Consider the following 16,303-nt stretch of genomic DNA (forward strand, 5'->3'; position numbering starts at 1 on the left):
CTTGTTTAAAACAATCTCCAACTTTATGCGTGTGAGTGATATCAGGAATAAAATCATATTCACTTTACTCATGCTTATCGTCTTTCGCATAGGTGCGTTTATTCCTGTGCCTTATGTTAACGCTGAAGCGTTACAGGCACAGTCTCAAATGGGTGTTTTTGATCTCCTTAATACATTTGGCGGCGGTGCGCTTTACCAATTTTCCATTTTTGCAATGGGAATTACTCCTTATATCACGGCTTCGATCATCATTCAGCTGCTTCAGATGGATGTTGTACCGAAGTTTACCGAGTGGTCTAAGCAAGGTGAAGTTGGCCGCCGTAAATTAGCTCAGTTCACAAGGTACTTTACGATTGTGCTTGGGTTCATCCAGGCGTTAGGTATGTCTTATGGATTCAACAATCTGGCAAACGGTATGCTGATCGAAAAATCCGGTGTATCGACATATCTTATTATTGCTTTAGTGCTCACTGGCGGAACTGCCTTTTTAATGTGGCTTGGGGAACAAATTACGTCTCATGGAGTAGGCAACGGAATATCGATCATTATCTTCGCGGGGATTGTGTCTAGTATTCCAAAAACAATTGGGCAAATATATGAGACTCAATTTGTCGGCAGCAACGATCAGTTGTTTATTCATATTGTGACAATCGCACTTCTTGTGATTGCGATTTTAGCAGTTATTGTTGGAGTTATTTTCATTCAGCAAGCCGTACGGAAAATTGCGATTCAATATGCTAAAGGCACAGGTCGTTCACCTGCTGGCGGAGGTCAGTCTACACACCTTCCATTGAAAGTGAATCCTGCAGGGGTTATTCCGGTAATCTTTGCGGTTGCGTTTTTGATAACGCCGCGGACGATCGCGTCATTCTTTGGAACAAACGATGTGACAAAGTGGATTCAAAACAACTTTGATAATACGCATCCGGTGGGTATGGCGATATATGTTGCGTTGATTATTGCCTTTACGTACTTTTATGCTTTTGTGCAGGTAAACCCTGAACAAATGGCTGATAACCTTAAAAAACAGGGTGGCTATATCCCGGGGGTTCGTCCAGGGAAAATGACTCAAGATAGAATTACGAGCATTTTGTATCGACTTACGTTTGTGGGTTCTATATTCTTAGCCGTGATTTCCATTCTTCCTATCTTTTTCATTCAATTCGCTGGATTGCCTCAAAGTGCACAAATTGGCGGAACATCTTTGTTAATTGTTGTCGGGGTAGCCTTGGAGACAATGAAACAACTAGAAAGCCAGTTGGTGAAACGAAACTACCGTGGATTTATGAAAAACTAGAGGAAATGGATTTATCCATTCCCTCTTAATAAAGAGAGGACGGGGGAAATCCGAATGAACTTAGTCTTAATGGGGCTTCCTGGTGCCGGCAAAGGCACACAGGGCGAACGAATTGTTGAGGATTATGGGATTCCTCATATCTCAACAGGAGATATGTTCCGTGCTGCTATGAAAGAAGAAACACCACTCGGACTCGAAGCAAAATCTTATATTGATAAGGGAGAGCTCGTACCTGACGAAGTCACAATCGGAATTGTAAAAGAAAGACTTGGCAAAGATGATTGTGAAAGAGGTTTTCTTCTGGACGGATTTCCGCGAACAGTCGCTCAAGCCGAAGCTCTTGAAGAAATTCTTGAGGAATACGGCAAGCCGATTGATTATGTCATTAACATTGAGGTCGACAAAGACGCTCTTATGGAACGTCTGACTGGACGCAGAATTTGCAGTGTTTGCGGCACAACCTATCATTTAGTCTTTAATCCGCCGAAAACGCCGGGTGTTTGTGATAAAGACGGAGGCGAACTCTATCAACGGGCAGATGATAATGAGGAAACCGTCTCTAAACGGCTTGAGGTAAACATGAAGCAAACTCAGCCTTTACTCGATTTCTATTCAGAGAAAGGTTATCTTGCAAACGTGAATGGCCAACAGGACATTCAAGACGTTTATGCAGATGTGAAGGATCTTCTTGGAGGATTAAAAAAATGATTATCTGTAAAACCCCACGTGAACTTGGTATCATGCGGGAAGCAGGGCGGATCGTGGCTTTAACTCATGAAGAGTTAAAAAAGCACATTAAACCAGGAATCTCGACAAAAGAATTGGATCAAATTGCCGAACGTTTTATTAAGAAGCAGGGTGCAATCCCATCTTTTAAGGGGTATAATGGGTTTCGCGGGAGCATTTGCGTATCAGTTAATGAAGAACTCGTTCACGGCATTCCTGGCAGCAGGGTGCTGAAGGACGGTGACATCATCAGTATTGATATCGGTGCTAAATTAAATGGTTATCATGGTGACTCTGCATGGACATATCCGGTAGGAAACATCAGCGATGATGACAAAAAACTTCTGGAAGTGACAGAGGAGTCTTTATATAAAGGCTTGCAGGAAGCAAAACCAGGTGAACGTTTGTCGAATATTTCCCACGCAATACAAACGTATGTCGAAAATGAGCAGTTTTCAGTTGTTAGGGAGTATGTCGGACATGGTGTTGGTCAAGACTTGCATGAGGACCCGCAAATTCCTCATTACGGTCCACCCAACAAAGGACCACGGCTCAAACCTGGCATGGTTCTCGCTATTGAGCCTATGGTGAACGCTGGCAGCCGCTACGTGAAAACATTGGCTGATAACTGGACGGTTGTAACGGTAGATGGGAAAAAGTGTGCTCATTTTGAACATACGATTGCGATTACGGAAACGGGTTTTGATATACTGACGAGAGTCTAGATGATGAAAATAATTCCGAAGACAGATGTTTTCAAGCTTGATAGGGCAGAAAGCTTGGGTGAACATTGGCAAGACCGAATTCATCTTGCTGCTTGTCGTTGGAATTTTAACCATCATCAATGTACTAACAGCAGACGGAGAAAAGCGTACATTTCATTCTCCTAAGAAAAAGAATATCAATCATTTAACCCTTTATGATTGCGTATCTCCGGAAGTTCAGAACAGTATAAACGAAACAGGGCGTGTGACAAACTTCTTTTGAAATTTGTCAGAAAGCAAGTTACTGATTTGATGAAGGGAGAACACTTGAATGGCGAAAGACGATGTAATTGAAGTGGAAGGTACTATAGTCGAAACACTGCCAAACGCGATGTTCAAAGTTGAACTTGAAAATGGCCACACTGTTTTGGCTCATGTATCTGGTAAAATCCGCATGCACTTCATTCGCATTTTACCTGGAGACAAAGTTACGGTAGAATTATCTCCATATGACTTAACTCGTGGCAGGATTACGTACCGTTACAAATAAAGCACTCCGGAAACTGAAGGAGGTTGGAAACACATGAAAGTGAGACCATCAGTTAAACCAATCTGCGAAAAATGTAAAGTTATTCGCAGAAAAGGAAAAGTAATGGTGATCTGTGAAAATCCAAAGCATAAACAAAAACAAGGATAATTTATAAGGAGGTGCCCAGAGAATGGCTCGTATTGCTGGTGTAGATATCCCACGTGACAAACGTGTTGTTATTTCTTTAACATACATCTTCGGAATTGGCCGCACAACGGCTCAGCAAGTTTTAAAAGAAGCTGGAGTTTCAGAAGATACTCGTGTGCGCGATCTTACTGAAGAAGAACTTGGTAAAATCCGTGATATTATTGATAAACTGAAAGTAGAAGGTGACCTTCGCCGTGAAGTTTCTCTTAATATCAAACGTCTGATTGAAATCGGAAGCTACCGCGGAATCCGTCATCGCAGAGGATTACCTGTTCGCGGACAAAACTCTAAAAACAATGCGCGTACTCGTAAAGGTCCGCGTCGTACTGTAGCTAACAAGAAAAAATAAGTAAGGGAGGTTCTTAAACAATGGCTGCTGCTCGTAAATCTAACACGCGTAAACGTCGCGTGAAAAAGAATATTGAGTCTGGTATTGCTCATATTCGTTCAACTTTCAATAACACGATCGTTACGATCACTGACACTCATGGTAATGCTATTTCTTGGTCTAGTGCTGGAGCTTTAGGATTCAGAGGTTCTCGTAAATCTACTCCTTTCGCTGCGCAAATGGCTGCAGAAACAGCTGCTAAAGGTTCAATCGAACATGGTCTTAAAACTCTAGAGGTTACTGTTAAAGGACCTGGTTCAGGCCGTGAAGCTGCAATCCGTGCACTTCAAGCTGCTGGACTAGAAGTCACTGCTATCAGAGACGTAACTCCTGTTCCTCATAACGGATGCCGTCCACCAAAACGTCGCCGCGTGTAATTTGTTTGTATAGATTTTGTGTCCCTGTCAATAATGGGTTATGATACAGTTATTTATGAAACGAATGCACCGACTCGTTGCCTGAGCACATACGGGACTAAACAATGGGGAATTTCGGATGGAATCTCATATGATTCTATTCGAGGTTTCGACGTTTTGAAGGAGGGTTTTAAGTAATGATCGAGATTGAAAAACCAAAAATCGAAACGGTTGAAATCAGCGACGATGCCAAATTTGGTAAGTTTGTCGTAGAGCCACTTGAGCGTGGATATGGTACAACTCTGGGTAACTCCTTACGTCGTATCCTCTTATCCTCACTCCCTGGTGCCGCTGTAACATCAATCCAGATAGATGGTGTACTGCACGAATTCTCGACAATTGAAGGCGTTGTGGAAGATGTTACAACGATTATCTTACACATTAAAAAGCTTGCATTGAAAATCTACTCTGATGAAGAGAAGACGCTAGAAATTGATGTACAGGGTGAAGGAACTGTAACGGCAGCTGATATTACACACGATAGTGATGTAGAGATCTTAAATCCTGATCTTCATATCGCGACTCTTGGTGAGAATGCGAGTTTCCGAGTTCGCCTTACTGCTCAAAGAGGACGTGGGTATACGCCTGCTGACGCAAACAAGAGAGACGATCAGCCAATCGGCGTGATTCCGATCGATTCTATCTATACGCCAGTTTCTCGTGTATCTTATCAGGTAGAGAACACTCGTGTAGGCCAAGTTGCAAACTATGATAAACTTACACTTGATGTTTGGACTGATGGAAGCACTGGACCGAAAGAAGCAATTGCGCTTGGTTCAAAGATTTTAACTGAACACCTTAATATATTCGTTGGTTTAACTGACGAAGCTCAACATGCTGAAATCATGGTTGAAAAAGAAGAAGATCAAAAAGAGAAAGTTCTTGAAATGACAATTGAAGAATTGGATCTTTCTGTTCGTTCTTACAACTGCTTAAAGCGTGCGGGTATTAACACGGTTCAAGAGCTTGCGAACAAGACGGAAGAAGATATGATGAAAGTTCGGAATCTAGGACGCAAATCACTTGAAGAAGTGAAAGCGAAACTAGAAGAACTTGGACTCGGACTTCGCAAAGACGATTGACTAGTTTCCCTTGTGAACTAGGATTTTCGTGTGTTTATTATTCAGAAAACAGCATTCCAATAAAGGAGGGGACATCACATGTCATACAGAAAACTAGGACGTACGAGTGCACAGCGTAAAGCTATGCTTCGTGATCTTACAACTGATTTGATCATCAACGAAAGAATCGAAACAACTGAAACACGTGCGAAAGAACTTCGCTCTGTAGTTGAAAAAATGATCACGCTTGGCAAACGCGGTGATCTTCACGCTCGCCGTCAAGCTGCTGCATACATCCGCAACGAGGTTGCAAACGAAGAAAATAACCAAGATGCACTTCAAAAATTATTCTCTGACATTGCAACTCGTTACGAGGAGCGCCAAGGCGGATACACACGTATTATGAAGCTTGGTCCTCGCCGTGGTGACGGAGCACCAATGGCAATTATCGAATTGGTTTAATCACATATTTTTGTGTGTCTAAAGAAGGGCGGGACAGTTTCTAACTGGATCTATGCCCTTTTTTTAGATACTGCAACTTTTTATATAGAGAAAAGCAGAGCATTAGCTGAGAGGAGGCCGGTTTTCCATGAATCAGAATCAGTTGATATCGGTAGAGGATATCGTATTTCGATATCGGAAGGACGCAGAAAGACGAGCACTAGACGGCGTCTCCCTGCAGGTGTATGAGGGTGAATGGCTTGCAATTGTAGGTCATAACGGTTCAGGGAAATCAACACTGGCACGGGCATTGAATGGTTTAATTCTTCCTGAATCAGGCGACATTGAGGTTGCCGGGATTCAATTGACAGAGGAATCAGTTTGGGAAGTGCGTAAGAAGATAGGTATGGTCTTTCAAAATCCGGATAACCAATTTGTCGGAACGACTGTTCGCGATGATGTGGCTTTTGGTTTAGAAAACAATGGTGTACCGCGGGAAGAAATGATTGAGAGAGTAGACTGGGCAGTAAAACAGGTAAATATGCAAGATTTTCTCGATCAAGAGCCGCACCATCTCTCCGGAGGCCAAAAGCAGAGAGTTGCGATTGCGGGAGTTATTGCCGCACGTCCTGATATTATTATCTTAGATGAAGCAACATCCATGCTTGATCCGATCGGGCGAGAAGAAGTGCTTGAAACGGTAAGACATTTAAAAGAACAGGGCATGGCGACTGTCATATCCATTACACATGATCTGAATGAGGCAGCAAAAGCAGACAGGATCATTGTCATGAATGGCGGTAAAAAATATGCTGAAGGGCCGCCTGAAGAGATTTTTAAATTGAATAAAGAACTTGTTCAAATCGGGCTTGATTTACCCTTCTCATTCCAGCTTAGCCAGCTTTTAAGAGAAAATGGACTGGCTTTGGAAGAAAACCATTTGACTCAGGAAGGGCTGGTGAAAGAGCTATGGACATTACAATCAAAGATGTAGAGCATCGCTATCAGATGAAGACGCCGTTCGAGCGCCTGGCACTGTATGATATCACTGCATCGATTAAAGAAGGAAGCTACGTAGCCGTTATCGGACATACAGGCTCTGGCAAGTCCACTCTTCTTCAGCACTTAAATGGTCTCCTGAAGCCGACGAAGGGACAGCTATCACTAGGCAGCACTGTCATTCAGGCAGGGAAAAAGAATAAAGAGCTGAAAAAACTTCGTAAAAAAGTCGGAATCGTTTTCCAATTTCCTGAGCATCAATTATTCGAAGAAACAGTTCTTAAAGATATATCGTTCGGACCGATGAACTTTGGGGTTAAAAAAGAGGATGCTGAACAAAAAGCGAGGGAGATGCTGAAGCTTGTAGGTTTATCAGAAGAGCTTCTGGACAGATCCCCTTTTGAATTAAGCGGCGGACAAATGCGCAGAGTTGCAATTGCAGGCGTACTTGCAATGGATCCTGAGGTGCTTGTTCTGGATGAACCGACTGCAGGATTGGACCCAAGAGGGCGAAAAGAGATTATGGACATGTTTTATGAGCTTCATCAACGTGGGAACCTGACGACGATCCTTGTGACACACAGCATGGAGGATGCAGCTGCCTACGCTGATGAAATGATTGTTATGCATAAAGGAACGATACAAGCATCAGGCAGTCCGCGTGAACTGTTTTTAAAGGGTGAAGAGATGGCTGGCTGGGGGCTGGATCTTCCTGAAACGATAAAATTTCAAAGACATCTTGAAGCTGCACTGGGTGTGAAATTTAATGAGCCTATGCTCACAATAGAAGATGCCGCAGCTGAAATCCGTGCTCTTTTTCAGGGGGAGAAGACCTTATGATGGACAGCATGATTATCGGCAAGTATGTACCGGGCTCCTCACTTGTGCACCGGCTTGACCCCAGAACAAAGCTTATTACGATCTTTTTATTTGTCTGTATCGTATTCTTAGCCAATAATGTGCAGACATATGCGTTGCTTGGATTGTTTACAGTTGGCGTCGTTTCTTTAACAAGAGTTCCTTTCTCTTTTTTAATGAAAGGGCTGAAGCCTATCATTTGGATTGTCCTCTTTACGTTCCTTCTTCACATTTTTATGACACATGAAGGATCGGTTATCTTTCAAATAGGTTTTTTCAAAGTCTATGAGGGCGGTCTGGTTCAGGGGATATTCATTTCCCTTAGATTCGTCTATCTGATTTTAATCACAACCTTATTAACGCTTACGACAACACCGATTGAGATTACCGATGGAATGGAGCAGCTGCTGAATCCATTGAAAAAATTAAAGCTTCCTGTCCACGAGCTGGCCCTAATGATGTCCATTTCTTTGCGGTTTATTCCGACGCTGATGGAGGAAACAGATAAGATCATGAAGGCTCAGATGGCGCGAGGCGTTGATTTTACAAGCGGACCTGTTAAAGATAGGGTGAAGGCTATTGTTCCGCTTCTTGTCCCCCTTTTCGTCAGTGCTTTTAAACGTGCTGAAGAGCTTGCGGTGGCAATGGAAGCAAGAGGCTATCAGGGCGGAGAAGGACGTACGAAATATAGAAAGCTTGTATGGACAGGAAAAGACACTTCTGTCATTGCCAGCTTGATGATATTAGCTGCTTTGTTATTTTTCTTAAGGGCTTAGAGGTGCTGTATGAGACTGAAATGCACGATTTCTTATGACGGACATTTGTTTAACGGTTATCAGGTTCAGCCGGGCAAAAGAACGGTTCAGGATGAACTTGAGAAGGCTTTGGCTGTCCTGCATAAGTCAAAAGAAAGAATTCCTGTCGTTTCGTCTGGAAGAACAGACAGCGGGGTTCACGCAGCCGGACAGGTGATTCATTTTGACACTCCGCTGGCTATCCCGGCGGAAAGATGGCCTTATGCCTTAAATGCACTGCTTCCGGACGATATCGCAGTCAAACAGGCAGAAATTGCGGATGATGGGTTCCATGCACGATTTAGCGCAGTCAAAAAAGAATATCGCTATTTTGTATACACGGAGAAACACCCGGACGTATTTAAACGGCATTACGCTTACCATTTTTCATATCGCCTTAATGTGCAGGACATGAGAGAAGCGGCAAAGCATCTTATAGGGACACATGATTTTACGAGCTTTTGCGCGGCTAAAACAGAAGTGCAGGACAAGGTAAGAACGATTTACGAGCTTGATTGGACTGAGACGGATGACGGCCTGCAAATGCGGATCACAGGCAGCGGTTTCTTATATAATATGGTCAGAATTATTGTCGGTACTTTGCTTGATGCAGGTATTGGAAAAATTTTTCCTGATGATGTAAAATCCATGCTGGAAGCGAAGGATCGCGAAGCGGCAGGACGCACAGCACCGGGGCACGGGCTATATTTATGGAACGTTTACTATGACAACTAAACCAGGTGTATAATATTTTCTTGACAGAGTCTGCATAAAGTTATAAGATATCATATGGTATGTATTTCAACCCCACGATAAGCCCCGGAACTTATTGTGTTGTGAAATAGAACGTAATCGAAGTTTATTGAAAATGACAGATCATTTAGGAGGGAAATTCAATGCGTACAACACCTATGGCTAACGCAAGTACTATTGAACGCAAGTGGTTAGTTGTTGATGCTGCTGGCAAGACTTTAGGTCGTCTTTCTTCAGAAGTTGCAGCTATCCTTCGCGGAAAACACAAACCAACTTACACACCACACGTTGATACTGGAGATCATGTGATCATCATCAACGCTGAAAAAATCGAGTTAACTGGTAAAAAGTTAACTGACAAAATCTACTACCGTCACACTCAACATCCAGGCGGATTAAAATCAAGAACTGCTCTTGAAATGCGTACAAACTACCCTGAGAAAATGCTTGAGCTTGCTATCAAAGGCATGCTTCCAAAAGGTTCTCTAGGTCGTCAAATGTTCAAAAAATTGAACGTATACCGTGGTTCTGAGCATCCACACGAAGCACAAAAACCTGAAGTTTACGAACTTCGCGGTTAATTAAAAAGGAGGTTACCAATTTGGCACAGGTTCAATATTACGGTACTGGCCGACGTAAAAGCTCTGTAGCGCGTGTGCGTTTAGTTCCAGGAGAAGGCCGTATCGTCGTTAATAATCGTGAAATCAGCGAACACATCCCATCTGCAGCTTTAATCGAAGATATCAAACAACCATTAACTTTGACTGAAACAGCTGGCACTTATGATGTTTTAGTAAACGTACATGGAGGCGGCTTATCTGGTCAAGCTGGAGCAATCCGTCACGGTATCGCTCGTGCATTGCTTGAAGCAGATCCAGAATACCGTACAACTCTTAAACGTGCAGGTCTTCTGACTCGTGACGCTCGTATGAAAGAACGTAAAAAATACGGTCTTAAAGGCGCTCGTCGTGCACCTCAGTTCTCAAAACGTTAATTTTGCGTTTTCAAAAAAGCTCTCGACCTTGTGTTGGGAGCTTTTTTCTTTTATTAGATCCGCAACAAAAAATGGACGAATGACGTTTATAAACAAATTGCTTGCTTATAAACGGTCTCACTTGTAATAATCATAATATCTTTCATTTCATAATCATTAGAAATGTGGTCATTGTTTATAATCGTTACGTCGCCAGCTCAGCCCATTCTATCCCTGTCACTCATCCGTTAAAGTTACTGCTGATTCTCATCTATTTCTTAGCCCAGAGGAACAATAGCTGACATTATTTAAAGAAGTAAGTGTAAATGTAATGACGTAAATCACATATCTCCTTTGTGATTTTTTTGCGTTTTTATGAACTTTTTTCTAAATATGCAAAGGGAAAGCGTTATCAATCTAGAAATATTTGTTATACTCTATACATTAAAGTAAGGAGAAGATTCATGAATGCGTTAGTAGCTCATAATAGCAAAGCCTGGGATAAAAAAGTAGAAACAGGCAATGAATGGACTGTTGCTGTTGATCAGCAGGTTATCGAACAAGCGAAAAAAGGCAATTGGGATATAAGAGTAACACCAATGAAAGATGTACCGAAGGATTGGTTTCCGCCTGTCAAAGGTCTGAAAATACTCTGTTTAGCATCAGGCGGCGGCCAGCAAGGTCCAATTTTGGCAGCTGCGGGGGCGGATGTCACCGTATTAGATAACTCCGAAAAACAGCTGAATCAGGATAGAATGGTTGCTGAGCGAGATGGCCTCACAATACACACTGTCAAAGGAAGCATGGATGATCTCAGTGTATTTAATAACGAATCATTTGATATCATTGTACATCCTGTTGCCAATGTTTTTGTTGAGAATGTCCTCCCGGTCTGGATGGAAGCACACCGTGTATTGAAAAGAAATGGCGTACTAATCTCAGGGTTTGTCAATCCTGTCGTATTTCTGTTTGATGTAGAATTAGAACAGCAAGGTATTTTAAAAGTAAAGCACTCCATTCCATATGCTGACCCAGATGATCTTCCGAAACATAAAGTGAAAAAACTAATCGATAATAATGAGGCTCTGGAATTCGGCCATTCCTTAGAAGACCAAATCAAAGGCCAAATAGATGCCGGTTTTATCGTCACTGGTTTTTATGAAGATAAAGGCGGGTTTGTGTTAGATCAATATATCCATACATATTCTGCAACAAGAAGCGTGAAAGTATGAAAAGCAGCGTCCTGTCAGAGGGGCTGCTTTTTTTATAACTAATTACAGAACGTTTGTTCCATCCCCTTCAGAAAGCTGCCTTTTTATCGATTCACACCTTCATTTGGGCGAATTTCCAACCGAATTCTGGCATTGTTTCATCATCCAAACCCCAAAATAATCGGTAAAAGGAGAGTGAATTTATATGGCAGAAGTACTGTCTTTTATGGATGTGAAACGGCAAAAGGATTTTGAATTAGAAAAGAACTTGCTCAAAGAACTCTCTCTGAGACAAATTATCCAGTCTGTTAAGGACTGTTTGGAACCATTATTCCCTTTTTTACATGATGAACGAGATATAATTAGCGAAGGCTGTATTGATTTTGCGATTGAAGCCTATTTGTTAGGCGGGCGTTTTGGGATATTCGGCTATAACGGAGAATCCATGCAAAGTATCAGTGCCCGCTCTGCAAGAGAAGAAGAAGAGCTTCGAATGGAGTTTTTTGATTATCTCTATAATTGGATACACGAGCAATACGCAACATTTGATAAAAACACTGTTTATGAAGCGGCACGCAAGTTTATTAAAGATTGGTGGACAGCAGGGTTTGTTCAAAGAGAAAAACAGTGTAAGCTTCGCATGCGGTAATCATATTTCCCGGCCCTGTCCCATAGTTATGTAATAACGGACAAGCGGGAGGGGAAGGGATGAGGAAAAAGCTTAAATGGCTCAGTTTTTTGCTAGGCTTCATCGTATTACTATTTCTGTTCAAGTATCAGTTCAGCAATAACGATTCTTGGAAGCCGTGGAGCCTGCCCTTGAGCGGGAAAATCATTTACCTAGATCCAGGGCATGGCGGGCCTGATGGCGGAGCAGTCGGCGGAAAGCTGTTAGAGAAGGATGTTACCCTGGAAGTCGCGTTTAGAGTCAGGGATTATCTACAAGAACAAGGAGCGCTTGTGATCATGACCAGAGAAAGTGATACTGATCTCGCTCCTGAAGGAACGAAGGGTTATAGCAGACGAAAAGCGGAAGACCTAAGACAGCGGGTCAAATTAATAAATCATTCAGAGGCAGAGCTCTATATCAGCATTCATCTCAATGCGATTCCGTCGCAAAAATGGAGCGGAGCCCAAAGCTTTTATTACGGAAAATATGCGGAAAATGAAAAAGTCGCAAAATACATTCAGGATGAGCTGAGAAGAAACCTTGAAAACACGACCCGGAAAGCAAAGCGTATTCATGGTATCTACTTAATGCAAAACGTCACTAAACCGGGGGCGCTTATAGAAGTCGGATTTTTATCCAATCCAAGTGAAGCAACGCTGCTCGGTAAACCGAAATATCAAGACAAAGTGGCATCTTCCATATATAAAGGCATTTTGCGATATTTCACAGAAAAAGGAGACCCTCCGGAGTAAGGAGGGTTTACTTGCAGTTCTAAGCATAAGACACCCGCCATTTATGTATGATATAATAATAATTGTAAACGAATACACAAAAGGGTGAGGTTCGATGATAAGAGAAGATGAAGTAAGAAAACTAGTCGGAGAAATGCGCGAACCTTTTCTTCATAGACCTCTGGGAGAATTGGATGCCGTTAAGGAAATTAAAATAAAGCCTGAAAAACGGCATGTCAGTGTAAAAATCGCTCTTGCAAAAACAGGAACTGCAGAACAAATGCAGATTCAGCAAGAGATCGTAAACGCATTAAAAGGGGCAGGAGCTGAGACGGTCGGCCTTCGATTTGAAGAGCTGCCTGAAGAAACGGTTGCTAAATTCCGAGAGCCGTCAGCTGAGAAAAAAACATTATTAAATATGGATAACCCGCCAGTCTTTCTTGCTGTAGCAAGCGGAAAAGGCGGCGTAGGCAAATCAACTGTGTCAGTAAACCTAGCTATTTCTTTGGCTCGCCTTGGGAAAAAGGTCGGTTTAATTGATGCGGATATTTATGGCTTCAGTGTACCGGATATGATGGGTATCACTGTGCGTCCAACGGTTGAGGGAGAGAAACTTCTTCCTGTTGAGCGCTTCGGAGTAAAGGTCATGTCAATGGGCTTTTTCGTAGAAGAAAATGCTCCGGTCGTATGGAGAGGGCCGATGCTTGGCAAAATGCTGAATAACTTTTTCCACGAAGTAGAGTGGGGAGAAGTAGACTATATCGTTCTTGATCTTCCGCCTGGTACAGGGGACGTTGCTCTCGATGTACATACAATGCTTCCGAGCTGCAAAGAAATCATTGTATCGACACCGCATCCGACAGCTGCTTTTGTCGCGGCCAGAGCGGGCTCTATGGCGATTAAAACCGATCATGAGGTCGTAGGGGTCATAGAGAACATGGCCTATTATGAAAGTGCAAAGACAGGGGAAAGAGAATATGTCTTTGGTAAAGGCGGGGGAGATAAACTGGCTGAGGAACTAAATGTACCTTTGCTGGGCAGAATCCCATTGAAGCAGCCCGATTGGGATAAGGACCAATTTGCGCCGTCTGTTTATGACGAAAATCATCCCATCGGAGAAATATATCAAGACATCGCAAAAAAAATAGATGCAAAAATGTCAGTGCAAGTATAAAAAAGTGAACCGGGATTCCAGATCCCGGCTTTCCCTTTATTCACTTTCTTTGGCAGTGTCTTTTGCTGCTTTTTTCAGTTCATCTTCGAACTGTTTTTTGTAAAGCGGACTAGAAAGTGTTTCGTTAATAACCTCTTCTAAATAACTGCGGAATTCTTGGCTTTTTGCCAGCTGACTGTACTTTTTATCCATACCAGGATCCTGCATAACGTTCATCAGCATCTTTTGGTAATCTGGATCCTTCATCAGCTTTTTAATTACCTTTTCATGCTCTGTCTGAAGAGTTTTGGCAAAGCCCTCAGCAAAATCAGTGTCTTCAAAGATGTTTTTCCAAAATTCTTCGCCTTTTTTAGATGTGAGTGTTTTTTCTATTGTTCCTTTAATCGCATCTTGGTCAATCACCAGCGCTTCATTCATGGCATCATCATTTAATAATTCCTTAATGGCTTTTTTTCCATCATCAGTTTTTAATATATCAACAACCATTTTTTTGGTCTGATCATAGTCCATATCCGCTGCTTGGTCTTTTGGAGCGCAAGCTGTTACAGATAATAACAAAAAACAGCTTATCAATAGCGTTTTGGCTTTTGACATGCTTAAGCTCCTTTCACATACTTGTCTTACCTTTAATATGATTCATCTGTTAGGAATTATACATAACAAAATATCGCTGTTCGCGATTTTTGAGGGGATGAATAAAGAAATGAAAAGCCGTGGTTTAGTTCGTTTTTTCTTTTCTATTTTAGCTGTCGGAGCGCTTATCACGAGTATTGTGGGTTTTGCTTTAAAATGGGGAGAATACAGAGGGCTGTTTCTAACATTTGAAGCGGGGCAGATTTTCTCTGTTTTATTTTGGTTTATCGGTGTAGGCATGATTTTCAGTGTGATCAGCCAAATGGGGTTTTTCGTGTTTTTAACAGTTCATCGGTTTGCGCTTGAGATATTAAGATCCTCATCTTTATGGAATTTGCTTCAGTTGTTTTTCATCCTGTTTGTTGCTTTTGATTTAATGTACGTGCGTTTTTTGTTTTTTGGAGAAAGCGGAGAATCGCTTGCTGGCTATGCGTGGTTACCGGTGTTTTTATTGATCTTTGGAGTGATTACGGCTTATATAAAGCAAAAGCAGTCCTCTAAGAAAACATTTGTGTCATCGTTGTTTTTGATGGTTGTGATTACCGCATTAGAATGGTTCCCTGCATTAAGAGTAAATGATGAGGACTGGCTTTATTTAATGCTATTTCCGTTAATGGCGTGTAATGCCTTCCAATTGTTGATGCTGCCTAAGTTTGCAGAGAAGTAATTACTTTACCTCTGCGGATTTGGCATCAGAATTTGCGATGAGATCACCCACGGTTACATTTTTTAATCCTTTTTCTTTCAGCTGATGGATGATATCAGGCAACGCTTCTTCTGTTTGTTTTGCCGAATCGGAGGCATGTAAAAGAATAATGTCTCCCCCGGACACTTGCTTGGTCACATTGTCGATGATTTTTTCAACTCCGGGATTTGTCCAGTCTTGAGAGTTCACACTGTAATGAACAACTGTATAATTGTATTGCTTTGCGACCTTTAGAACATTCTTATTGAATTGGCCGGTAGGAGGTCGTAATAGCTGGATGTCTTTGACTCCTAACTTTTCAAATGCTGTTTGCGCGCGATTTATGTCCTTTTTTATTTCGCTGCTCTCTAAATTGGCATAGTTTTTATAAGCATAGCCCATGCTCCCGATTTGATGGCCATCCTTTACGATACGGGCCACTGTGTCGGGATGCCGTTCTGCCCAAGAAGCTGAAAGGAAAAACGTCGCATTTTTAATCCCGTTTGCTTTCAGAGTATTAAGTATAGGTTCTGCTCTCTCATCACCCCAGCTGATATCGAAAGTAAGTGAAATATCTTTAGAGTCTGTTTCTCCTTTATAAATGGCTTTAGGCCCGGTGTCAGTTGAAAACACGGGGAGCGGGACAGCTCTTTGGATATAAAAAAAGCTGGCTGCTGCAAATGCGGCGATAAGTATAATAATTAATTGTTTCACCCGTTTAATATGCCACACATAGAAGTGATTCACTGATGATGCCTCCTTATCTTGTCCATCATTCTTGTTTTACATCTTATGAGCATGGCCAATTGAATATAACCGATAAAATGTTTCTTCACATATAGCCTAAATTGGTTGTTGACCTTTTGATAATATCCGTGGTATATTATTATTCGTCGCTGAGAAACAGCTGACATCAACTAAAAGCTTCATTAAATACTTTGAAAAAAGCTGTTGACTTAAAAGAGGCTAAATGTTATAGTAATAAAGCTGCTTCGTTAAGTGGCTATAATGATCTTTGAAAACTAAACAAGACAAAACGTACCTGTTAATTCA

At 41.9% G+C, this 16,303-nt stretch carries 22 protein-coding genes and 1 pseudogene; 21 read left to right on the forward strand and 2 right to left on the reverse strand.

Going from position 1 to position 16,303, the window contains the following annotated elements; all coding sequences use genetic code 11:
* Window position 1 precedes the first annotated feature (1 nt).
* From secY to salA, 20 genes and pseudogenes are all read left to right on the forward strand, one after another.
* On the forward strand, window positions 2-1,297 hold the full coding sequence (gene secY, locus ACQXR1_RS21110; protein ID WP_071581919.1) for a preprotein translocase subunit SecY: 1,296 nt from the start codon (window positions 2-4) through the stop codon (window positions 1,295-1,297).
* Between the two features lie 54 nt (window positions 1,298-1,351).
* Window positions 1,352-2,005: an adenylate kinase gene (locus tag ACQXR1_RS21115; protein WP_040081028.1), complete on the forward strand. Its 654-nt coding sequence runs from the start codon at window positions 1,352-1,354 to the stop codon at window positions 2,003-2,005.
* Window positions 2,002-2,748: a type I methionyl aminopeptidase gene (gene map, locus ACQXR1_RS21120; RefSeq protein WP_003225828.1), complete on the forward strand. Its 747-nt coding sequence runs from the start codon at window positions 2,002-2,004 to the stop codon at window positions 2,746-2,748. The genes ACQXR1_RS21115 and map overlap by 4 nt, the downstream gene beginning before the upstream one ends.
* 25 nt (window positions 2,749-2,773) lie before the next feature.
* A pseudogene (locus ACQXR1_RS21125) lies at window positions 2,774-3,081 on the forward strand (KOW domain-containing RNA-binding protein).
* Window positions 3,059-3,277 carry a translation initiation factor IF-1 gene (gene infA, locus ACQXR1_RS21130; RefSeq protein WP_003156508.1) on the forward strand — a complete coding sequence of 73 codons (219 nt, stop codon included), beginning with the start codon at window positions 3,059-3,061 and terminating at the stop codon, window positions 3,275-3,277. The pseudogene ACQXR1_RS21125 and the gene infA overlap by 23 nt, the downstream one beginning before the upstream one ends.
* 33 nt (window positions 3,278-3,310) lie before the next feature.
* Window positions 3,311-3,424: a 50S ribosomal protein L36 gene (rpmJ, locus tag ACQXR1_RS21135; RefSeq protein WP_003156543.1), complete on the forward strand. Its 114-nt coding sequence runs from the start codon at window positions 3,311-3,313 to the stop codon at window positions 3,422-3,424.
* Between the two features lie 22 nt (window positions 3,425-3,446).
* The gene (rpsM, locus tag ACQXR1_RS21140; protein WP_003235095.1) at window positions 3,447-3,812 is read left to right on the forward strand and encodes a 30S ribosomal protein S13; all 366 of its coding nucleotides are present in this window, start codon (window positions 3,447-3,449) and stop codon (window positions 3,810-3,812) included.
* 20 nt (window positions 3,813-3,832) lie between these two features.
* Window positions 3,833-4,228, forward strand: a complete 396-nt coding sequence (rpsK, locus tag ACQXR1_RS21145) for a 30S ribosomal protein S11 (protein WP_009966385.1) — start codon at window positions 3,833-3,835, stop codon at window positions 4,226-4,228.
* Between the two features lie 176 nt (window positions 4,229-4,404).
* On the forward strand, window positions 4,405-5,349 hold the full coding sequence (locus ACQXR1_RS21150; protein ID WP_003225835.1) for a DNA-directed RNA polymerase subunit alpha: 945 nt from the start codon (window positions 4,405-4,407) through the stop codon (window positions 5,347-5,349).
* A 78-nt stretch (window positions 5,350-5,427) separates the two neighbouring features.
* Entirely contained in the window at window positions 5,428-5,790 is a 363-nt protein-coding gene (gene rplQ / locus ACQXR1_RS21155; RefSeq protein WP_003225836.1) for a 50S ribosomal protein L17, read from the forward strand.
* Between the two features lie 127 nt (window positions 5,791-5,917).
* Window positions 5,918-6,763, forward strand: a complete 846-nt coding sequence (locus ACQXR1_RS21160; RefSeq protein WP_014662538.1) for an energy-coupling factor ABC transporter ATP-binding protein — start codon at window positions 5,918-5,920, stop codon at window positions 6,761-6,763.
* Window positions 6,739-7,608: an energy-coupling factor ABC transporter ATP-binding protein gene (locus tag ACQXR1_RS21165; protein ID WP_014662539.1), complete on the forward strand. Its 870-nt coding sequence runs from the start codon at window positions 6,739-6,741 to the stop codon at window positions 7,606-7,608. The genes ACQXR1_RS21160 and ACQXR1_RS21165 overlap by 25 nt, the downstream gene beginning before the upstream one ends.
* On the forward strand, window positions 7,605-8,402 hold the full coding sequence (locus ACQXR1_RS21170; RefSeq protein WP_014662540.1) for an energy-coupling factor transporter transmembrane component T family protein: 798 nt from the start codon (window positions 7,605-7,607) through the stop codon (window positions 8,400-8,402). Before ACQXR1_RS21165 ends, ACQXR1_RS21170 begins: the two co-directional genes overlap by 4 nt.
* Window positions 8,403-8,411: 9 nt before the next feature.
* The gene (gene truA, locus ACQXR1_RS21175) at window positions 8,412-9,155 is read left to right on the forward strand and encodes a tRNA pseudouridine(38-40) synthase TruA (protein ID WP_430772803.1); all 744 of its coding nucleotides are present in this window, start codon (window positions 8,412-8,414) and stop codon (window positions 9,153-9,155) included.
* Between the two features lie 161 nt (window positions 9,156-9,316).
* Complete coding sequence (rplM, locus tag ACQXR1_RS21180) at window positions 9,317-9,754, forward strand: 50S ribosomal protein L13 (RefSeq protein WP_003241966.1); 438 nt, start codon at window positions 9,317-9,319, stop codon at window positions 9,752-9,754.
* Between the two features lie 20 nt (window positions 9,755-9,774).
* Window positions 9,775-10,167, forward strand: coding sequence for a 30S ribosomal protein S9 (gene rpsI / locus ACQXR1_RS21185; protein WP_004399691.1), 393 nt, complete (start codon window positions 9,775-9,777; stop codon window positions 10,165-10,167).
* Between the two features lie 443 nt (window positions 10,168-10,610).
* Window positions 10,611-11,378: a class I SAM-dependent methyltransferase gene (locus tag ACQXR1_RS21190; protein ID WP_430772804.1), complete on the forward strand. Its 768-nt coding sequence runs from the start codon at window positions 10,611-10,613 to the stop codon at window positions 11,376-11,378.
* Window positions 11,379-11,562: 184 nt separating this feature from the next.
* Complete coding sequence (locus tag ACQXR1_RS21195) at window positions 11,563-12,006, forward strand: YbaK family protein (protein ID WP_430772805.1); 444 nt, start codon at window positions 11,563-11,565, stop codon at window positions 12,004-12,006.
* 59 nt (window positions 12,007-12,065) lie between these two features.
* Window positions 12,066-12,779 carry an N-acetylmuramoyl-L-alanine amidase CwlD gene (gene cwlD / locus ACQXR1_RS21200; protein ID WP_014662544.1) on the forward strand — a complete coding sequence of 238 codons (714 nt, stop codon included), beginning with the start codon at window positions 12,066-12,068 and terminating at the stop codon, window positions 12,777-12,779.
* Window positions 12,780-12,873: 94 nt separating this feature from the next.
* Window positions 12,874-13,932 (forward strand): iron-sulfur carrier protein/transcriptional regulator SalA, encoded by a 1,059-nt coding sequence (gene salA / locus ACQXR1_RS21205; RefSeq protein WP_430772806.1) that lies wholly within the window; start codon window positions 12,874-12,876, stop codon window positions 13,930-13,932.
* A 36-nt stretch (window positions 13,933-13,968) separates the two neighbouring features.
* Here salA and gerD read toward each other — a convergent pair whose 3' ends face one another.
* On the reverse strand, window positions 13,969-14,526 hold the full coding sequence (gerD, locus tag ACQXR1_RS21210) for a spore germination lipoprotein GerD (protein WP_014662546.1): 558 nt from the start codon (window positions 14,524-14,526) through the stop codon (window positions 13,969-13,971).
* 109 nt (window positions 14,527-14,635) lie between these two features.
* On the opposite strand from gerD, the gene kbaA reads away from it, so the two are divergent.
* A complete protein-coding gene (gene kbaA / locus ACQXR1_RS21215; protein WP_040081010.1) occupies window positions 14,636-15,232 on the forward strand; it encodes a KinB-signaling pathway activation protein in 597 nt (198 codons plus the stop codon).
* Here kbaA and pdaB read toward each other — a convergent pair whose 3' ends face one another.
* Window positions 15,233-15,997, reverse strand: a complete 765-nt coding sequence (pdaB, locus tag ACQXR1_RS21220; protein WP_015252978.1) for a polysaccharide deacetylase family sporulation protein PdaB — start codon at window positions 15,995-15,997, stop codon at window positions 15,233-15,235.
* Window positions 15,998-16,303: the final 306 nt, after the last annotated feature.

The sequence above is a fragment of the Bacillus sp. ATD genome (genome assembly GCF_050585765.1).
GTDB classification, from domain to species: Bacteria; Bacillota; Bacilli; order Bacillales; family Bacillaceae; genus Bacillus; species Bacillus stercoris.

Coding starts and splice junctions, on each gene's coding strand:
- ACQXR1_RS21115 (WP_040081028.1), top strand. CDS start 1,352: ATGAACTTAGTCTTAATGGGGCTTCCTGGTGCCGGCAAAGGCACACAG.
- map (WP_003225828.1), top strand. CDS start 2,002: ATGATTATCTGTAAAACCCCACGTGAACTTGGTATCATGCGGGAAGCA.
- infA (WP_003156508.1), top strand. CDS start 3,059: ATGGCGAAAGACGATGTAATTGAAGTGGAAGGTACTATAGTCGAAACA.
- rpmJ (WP_003156543.1), top strand. CDS start 3,311: ATGAAAGTGAGACCATCAGTTAAACCAATCTGCGAAAAATGTAAAGTT.
- rpsM (WP_003235095.1), top strand. CDS start 3,447: ATGGCTCGTATTGCTGGTGTAGATATCCCACGTGACAAACGTGTTGTT.
- rpsK (WP_009966385.1), top strand. CDS start 3,833: ATGGCTGCTGCTCGTAAATCTAACACGCGTAAACGTCGCGTGAAAAAG.
- ACQXR1_RS21150 (WP_003225835.1), top strand. CDS start 4,405: ATGATCGAGATTGAAAAACCAAAAATCGAAACGGTTGAAATCAGCGAC.
- rplQ (WP_003225836.1), top strand. CDS start 5,428: ATGTCATACAGAAAACTAGGACGTACGAGTGCACAGCGTAAAGCTATG.
- ACQXR1_RS21160 (WP_014662538.1), top strand. CDS start 5,918: ATGAATCAGAATCAGTTGATATCGGTAGAGGATATCGTATTTCGATAT.
- ACQXR1_RS21165 (WP_014662539.1), top strand. CDS start 6,739: ATGGACATTACAATCAAAGATGTAGAGCATCGCTATCAGATGAAGACG.
- ACQXR1_RS21170 (WP_014662540.1), top strand. CDS start 7,605: ATGATGGACAGCATGATTATCGGCAAGTATGTACCGGGCTCCTCACTT.
- truA (WP_430772803.1), top strand. CDS start 8,412: ATGAGACTGAAATGCACGATTTCTTATGACGGACATTTGTTTAACGGT.
- rplM (WP_003241966.1), top strand. CDS start 9,317: ATGCGTACAACACCTATGGCTAACGCAAGTACTATTGAACGCAAGTGG.
- ACQXR1_RS21190 (WP_430772804.1), top strand. CDS start 10,611: ATGAATGCGTTAGTAGCTCATAATAGCAAAGCCTGGGATAAAAAAGTA.
- ACQXR1_RS21195 (WP_430772805.1), top strand. CDS start 11,563: ATGGCAGAAGTACTGTCTTTTATGGATGTGAAACGGCAAAAGGATTTT.
- cwlD (WP_014662544.1), top strand. CDS start 12,066: ATGAGGAAAAAGCTTAAATGGCTCAGTTTTTTGCTAGGCTTCATCGTA.
- salA (WP_430772806.1), top strand. CDS start 12,874: ATGATAAGAGAAGATGAAGTAAGAAAACTAGTCGGAGAAATGCGCGAA.
- gerD (WP_014662546.1), bottom strand. CDS start 14,526: ATGTCAAAAGCCAAAACGCTATTGATAAGCTGTTTTTTGTTATTATCT.
- kbaA (WP_040081010.1), top strand. CDS start 14,636: ATGAAAAGCCGTGGTTTAGTTCGTTTTTTCTTTTCTATTTTAGCTGTC.